Below are 5,174 nucleotides of genomic sequence, written 5' to 3' on the forward strand. Positions count from 1 at the left end.
AGCTCGGCGGCGCGGGCCACGTGCTTGTCGACGACCCCAGTCTCTGTCACTTCCTCCACCCCGTGCTCACCCGGGTCGGTGGCCAGAGCCTTAAGCGCCCACTCGCGGTTGGCTTCCAGAGCTGGGTCGGTGTCCGGCTCGTTAGCGAAGCGCCCGGTGCGCGGTGCCTGGCGGCCGGCTGCCTGCTCGGCCTCCTCCAAGCGGTTCTGGGTGCGGCGCGGGCCGGCGAAGGTATCCCAGCGCTGCTCGACGGCCTCGCGGAAGACCTCCTCTTGGTCCTTCAGCGCCTGCTCCTCCGGGGCGAAGAGAGCGTAGAGGAAGTTTTGCGGTGCAGAGTTCTCCTCCAAGCGGCGCACCAGGTAGGAGACAGCGACGTCGAAGTCCTCCATGTGCACCACCGGGGTGTAGAGGATCTGGCGGCCCTCGAAGGCCTCGCGGACCGCGGTCTGCTGGGCTGGGGACATGCCCTGGAGCATCTCGGAATCCATCATGCGCATGACACCGCGTTTGGTGCCCAGCTTGTAGGCAAACGCCGCGGTGTAGAGGTTGTGGGTGGCCACGCCGATGCGTACGCAATCGGCGAATTCGGGGCGCAGGATGTAGTCGAGCAGGCGGTAGTAGTTGGCGTCCACCTCATCCTTGGTGGAATAGGGAGCCGCTGGCCAGCCGTGGATTTCACCCTGGACGTGCTCCATGGAAAGGTTCGCGCCTTTGACGATGCGAATCTTGATGTGGGAGCCGCCCTCGGCCACGCGCTGCTTGGCGAATTCGGCCAGGTGCGCCAAGGCGTCGAAGGTATCCGGCAGGTAGGCCTGCAGGACGATGCCTGCCTCGAGGTTGATGAACTCCGGCTCGCTGAGCAGCTCGGTGAACAGGCGCACCGTGAGGTGGAGGTCGTGGTATTCCTCCATGTCCAGGTTGATGAAGACCTTGTCGGGGCGGCGCGCGGCAGCCTCGTACAGCGGGCGCAGGCGCTCCTTGAGGCGGACCAGGGAGCCCTCGATATCCCACGGGTTGAGCTGGGCCACCATGGAGGAGGCCTTGACGGAGACGTAGGTTACGCGCGGGTTCTTGATGAGCTTGAGGGTGCGCTCGGCGCGGGAGCGCGCTTCGTCGTCGCCTAGTACGGCCTCACCGAGGAGGTTGAGGTTGAGCTGCTCGCCGGACTCGGCGGCCTTGTCCAAGGTCTTGTTCAGGGCATCGCTCTCGGCGTCGAGGACCAGGTGGCCCACCATCTGGCGCATGCGCATGCGCGCCAGCGGCATGACCAGGTTAGGCAGGATGGGGCCGAAGAAACCGCCCAGGCCTACGAGGGAACCGTTGATGAGGCCGAGGAAGGAAGCGTCATAGGTGGTGGTAACGGACTTCAGTGCGTGGGCGGCTACCTTGTCATCTTCGGGGCGCATGACGCGGTCGACGAAGTCCATGGTGAAGGCTACTCCGTCCGGGTTGCGCAATAAGTCGGCGAGTTGTTCGGTGGCTGGGTCCTGCTCGTCGGCGGTGGAGGCGAGCCAGGAGTGGGCCTGGGCCGCGGCGGCGTCGATCAGCGCGGCGTCAATGTCGGTGGATTCGGGCACGGGGGTGTGAGCATCGTTAGTCATGGATTACAACCTTTATGGGTCTTAAGGCGCACTGATGCGGCCTTGCGGAAAGCAGAAATTGCAGACTTTCTAGTCCAGCACGAGCGCACACTCTGCGCCGTGCCGTTCAGTCTGTGTGAAAAAGAGGTGCTTATTTAACGCTGGCGTACACAACCGGTGGCCGGTCGGAAGAACGACGCTGCCTAATGAAGTGAGCATTCATGTGCGACCACCCTTCTTGTATGTGGGGAGCAGCCAGGCAGCGGCCTGGCCTGATTAGCGAGAAATCGGTGACCTTGATATGGCCCGCCGCACAAAAATCGTAGACGTGTAACCCATCTCGCTTACATGAAAGCTAGCCCCTTAAGTTGGGGTGAGTCAATCCCACAGGTGTTGTTTTGAGGGGAGGTCGCTACCCCCGTGTTAGTGGCTGAGATACTCCGCGAGATCAGCAGCGATCTTCTGTGCGCCCAGAGGTCCTAAGCCGAGAGCCCACGTGTCATCACTGACCTCGATGGCATGGCCATCTTTGACCGCTGGAAGCTGCTGGAAAGCTTCAGTGGCAATGGCAGTGTCTTGGCCGGTGGCGGAAGGATCGCCGTAGCTGCAGTAGAAGATGTAGTCAGCGTCCGCTTGGTCAATGTTCTCCGGTGAGATTTCCGTAGCGAGCTCTTCGATGTCCTGGTTGGCGGGGCGGGCGAGGCCGGCGTCATCAAGCACCGTTCCAATGAGCGAAAGGCGCCCGTAAAGGCGTACCTTGCCTGGCATGAAGCGCAGAATGGTGACGGTGGTGTCTTCGCTAGCCGGCCCGTCCTTAATGGCCTTCTTTACTTCTTCGATTTTCTTGTCATAGTCGGCCATGACTTGTTCCGTGCGTTCTTCCTCGCCGAGGGCTTCCCCGATGAGTCGGAAGTTTTCTTTCCACGTGTATCCGGGTCGAATCGAGAAAACAGTGGGGGCAATGGAATTGAGTTGGTCGTAGTATTTATCCAGGCGCAGCTGCGAGCCGATGATGAGGTCGGGCTGTAGGGAAGCGATTTTTTCCATATTGACTTCGTGGACCGTGCCTACCGTTTCGATGTCACTTGCTTTGTCGGCCATGTAATCGGGGACGGGGTTCTGACCCTTCGATGTGGTCATGCCGACGGGTTTCATGCCCAGGGCTAGGACGGAGTCGAGTTCACCGCTTTCGAGAACGACTATCCGTTGGGGCTTTTCTTTGAGCTCGGTTGTGCCGCGGGCATGCGTGACTGTGCGGGGGAACTGGCCGGGGGCTGCATCGCTGCCGAAGGATCGGGTCTTCTCTCTGGCTCCGGCAAAGCCTTCGCCACCGGTTGCCACGGAGTCATTTCCTGCGGCGGAGTTGGATTTTCCTGTTTTCTTCTCTGCCGTTGAGGAGGATGGGGTGGAAGTGTCGGCGTTTGAATCGGTGTTTTCGAGGCTGGCGCAGCCAGTGAGTGCCAGTGCTGCGGTAAGACCAACAGCGGTGAGTCGGAGAAGTGGGGTGCGCGGTACGATTTTCTTTCGAATATACATAAAAGGTACCCTAACCTAAATTGGGTCGAGCTAAGGAAACGTGAGCATATGAAGGTATTTGGGTGGTGTTGGTGATTGAGCAGGGGGTGTACGCCGGCAAAGGAAGTGCCCGGCGTCTTGGTTGGCTAGTGGTTGCTGGCATTGCCATTCTCGGTATCGGTGTTGCGCTGTCGCTCGCGTTGGGGGCGCGTAGCATTCCTTTCAGTGACGTGTTGGCTGCCCTTCGAGGGCAGCCTGGTATCGCTTCCTCGATCGTGTGGGAGAGGCGGCTTCCCCGTACTCTCGTTGCCGTGTGTGCGGGCTGTGCTTTGGCTCTCGCTGGCGCAGTCCTGCAGATTATGACTCGCAACCCGTTGGCAGATACCGGAGTCTTCGGCATCAACGTTGGCGCTAGCTTGGCCGCGGCCATTGCTCTGGGCTGGTGGGGGTGGCAATCACCTTTTGCTTTTTCGCTCGCAGCCATCATCGGTGCGGCAGTGACCATGTTGGTGGTCACCGCTGTAGGGCGTGGCAGAGCGGGCGATGTTGATCCGCTGAGACTGATTCTTGCAGGTGTAGCCATCGGGGCGGTATGTGAGGGCCTTTCTTCAGCTCTCATCCTGGTAGATCCTCACTCTTTCGCACGTATCCGCGCTTGGGTGACGGGCTCTGCTGACGTGGCCTCGTGGACACCGGTGGCGATTACGTCCGGCGGGTTAGCAGTTGGTGTGGTGCTGCTGATTGTCTTTGCGCGTCACTTGCCGCCCCTTGCTTTGGGGGATGAAGCCGCGGCGAGTCTTGGGATCAACCTCAAGATGACGCGCTTGGGACTTATCGCAGCGGTAACGGTGTTGGCTGCTACCGCTACCGCAGCAGCGGGAGTGATTGTGTTTGTTGGATTAGTCATCCCGCATGTTGTCAGGCTGTGCGGGGTATATGAAGAGCGGGCACAGCTTGTCGCCGCTGCCGTGGTGGGGCCTTTGCTTTTGTTGGGCGCCGATATTGTAGGCCGCTTCCTCACCGCGGCTGAGTTGCCGGCTGGCGTCGCGGTATCGCTCATTGGTGCCCCAGTATTGATTGCGTTGTCCCATCGCGCTGGAAGGAGGTTGTGATTGTGAGCGTGAGAAGTGTTTTGTCCTTTGCAGGTATTGTGATCGTCGCGCTAGCTATTGCTGCCTATTCGCTCTTCTCGCCTGGTGCCGGGCAGGATAGCGCAGCGTTGTGGTCCGTGGCTACGAATCCCAATAGCACTGACTTTGCGGCCACCGTCGTGTGGCAATGGCGTGCTCCGCGGGTGGTTGCCGCGATTGTCGTAGGAATGTGTTTGGGCATAGCGGGCGCCATCTTTCAGATCCTCACCCACAATCCTCTGGGCTCGCCCGACATCATCGGGTTTAATACCGGTGCCTATACCGGTGTCATCGCGGTATCCTTGGCGGGCTTTAGTTCCGCATTTAATATTGCGCTAGGCGCGTTGGTGGGTGGGACTGTTACTGCGTTACTCATCATGGGGCTTTCATTTGCCGGAAGGCTCACGGGAGCAAGGCTGATTGTGGTGGGGATTGGAGTGACGTTCTTTCTTTCAGCAATAAACAAGTGGCTGATTCTAAGCGGCGAGTTGGAGCAATCCTTAGGTGCGGCGACTTGGGCGGCTGGAACATTGAATGCTGTGTCCTGGGGCTACGTTATCCCCTTGGGGGTGCTGGGAGGCGTGGCGTGCGTCGCTGGGTTGCTGCTGCGTGGCTGGTGCGACGCGCTTGCCCTGGGGGATAGCACGGCGAGTTCGTTGGGGTTGAACGTGAATCGTGCACGTGTGGTGATGGTTCTGGTTGGCACAGTTCTTGTCGCTGTATCGACGGCGATAGCGGGCCCAATCTCATTTATCGCCCTCGCGGCCCCTCATATGGCTCGCCTACTCTCGCGTCCAGGCAGGACACCGGTGTTGGCTTCAGGAGTGCTCGGCGCTCTTTTCTTGCTCGCTGCTGACTTAGCGGGGCAGCGCCTATTTTTCCCTATTACTTTGCCCGCCGGCCTTGTAACTGTCTGTGCTGGTGGCATCTACCTTGCGGGTCTGCTGTT

Annotated in this window: 4 protein-coding genes; 2 read left to right on the forward strand and 2 right to left on the reverse strand. The window is 60.0% G+C overall.

Annotation, left to right across the window (positions count from 1 at the left end; genetic code table 11):
• Both HMPREF0308_RS06025 and HMPREF0308_RS06030 read right to left on the reverse strand, forming a co-directional pair.
• Nucleotides 1-1,601 (reverse strand): proline dehydrogenase family protein (locus HMPREF0308_RS06025; protein ID WP_005529717.1); only part of this gene is annotated, 1,601 nt, incomplete at its 3' end.
• Between the two features lie 402 nt (nucleotides 1,602-2,003).
• On the reverse strand, nucleotides 2,004-3,116 hold the full coding sequence (locus HMPREF0308_RS06030; RefSeq protein WP_005529719.1) for an ABC transporter substrate-binding protein: 1,113 nt from the start codon (nucleotides 3,114-3,116) through the stop codon (nucleotides 2,004-2,006).
• 65 nt (nucleotides 3,117-3,181) lie between these two features.
• On the opposite strand from HMPREF0308_RS06030, the gene HMPREF0308_RS06035 reads away from it, so the two are divergent.
• Together HMPREF0308_RS06035 and HMPREF0308_RS06040 are read left to right on the forward strand one after the other, a co-directional pair.
• The gene (locus HMPREF0308_RS06035) at nucleotides 3,182-4,207 is read left to right on the forward strand and encodes a FecCD family ABC transporter permease (RefSeq protein WP_005529720.1); all 1,026 of its coding nucleotides are present in this window, start codon (nucleotides 3,182-3,184) and stop codon (nucleotides 4,205-4,207) included.
• On the forward strand, nucleotides 4,204-5,174 hold a 971-nt coding region (locus HMPREF0308_RS06040; RefSeq protein ID WP_005529722.1), incomplete at its 3' end, for a FecCD family ABC transporter permease. The genes HMPREF0308_RS06035 and HMPREF0308_RS06040, both read left to right, overlap by 4 nt.

This window comes from Corynebacterium striatum ATCC 6940, assembly GCF_000159135.1.
GTDB lineage: Bacteria > Actinomycetota > Actinomycetes > Mycobacteriales > Mycobacteriaceae > Corynebacterium > Corynebacterium striatum.